The organism is Vibrio sp. 1402 (assembly GCF_033340275.1).
Window position 1 is genome coordinate 1 of the sequence record NZ_JAWOWE010000264.1, and the last position, 712, is coordinate 712.

At 44.0% G+C, this 712-nt stretch carries 2 protein-coding genes; both read left to right on the forward strand.

All coding sequences use genetic code 11. The features are described 5' to 3' along the window. Positions 1 to 365 (forward strand): glutathione binding-like protein (locus R7044_RS25460; protein WP_263857046.1); only part of this gene is annotated, 365 nt, incomplete at its 5' end. 16 nt (positions 366 to 381) lie between these two features. Continuing rightward, on the forward strand, positions 382 to 712 hold a 331-nt coding region (sspB, locus tag R7044_RS25465; RefSeq protein WP_225456028.1), incomplete at its 3' end, for a ClpXP protease specificity-enhancing factor.

Here is a 712-nt window from a genome sequence, read left to right on the forward strand (position 1 = left end):
TTTACCCAGTTGCTCGTGGTAACAGCCGTTTGATGATGTACCGTATTGAACGTAACTGGTACTCACTAGCTGAAAAAATTGTTAAAGGTAATGCAGAAGAGTCAGAAAAAGCGCGTACGAAACTTCGTAACGATCTACTGACTCTAGCGCCAATTTTTGCTGAATACGAATACTTCATGAGTGAAGAATTCAGCCTAATCGATTGTTACCTAGCTCCACTATTGTGGCGCCTACCTCAACTTGGTATTGACCTAGTTGGCCCAGGCTCAAAAGAAATCAAGGTATACATGAACCGCGTATTTGAGCGTGATTCATTCCTTGCTTCTTTAACTGAAGCTGAACGTGAAATGCGTCTAGTTCGCTAAGCGATTTAAAGACGTTATGGATATTGCAAAAATGACTGCTCGCCGCCCGTATATGCTTCGCGCATTTTACGATTGGCTAGTAGACAATGACTTAACTCCCCACTTGGTTGTTGATGCAACTATGCCGGGTGTGCGTGTGCCTGTTGAGTTTGTTCAAGATGGTCAGATTATCTTGAATATTGCTCCTCGTGCCGTTGGTAACTTAGAGTTGGGTAATGATGCGATTACCTTCCATGCTCGTTTTAGTGGCCGACCACACTCAGTGATCGTGCCAGTGTATGCAGTTCAAGCGATTTATGCTCGTGAAAACGGTGCTGGAACAATGTTTGAACCAGAAGAAGCGTACA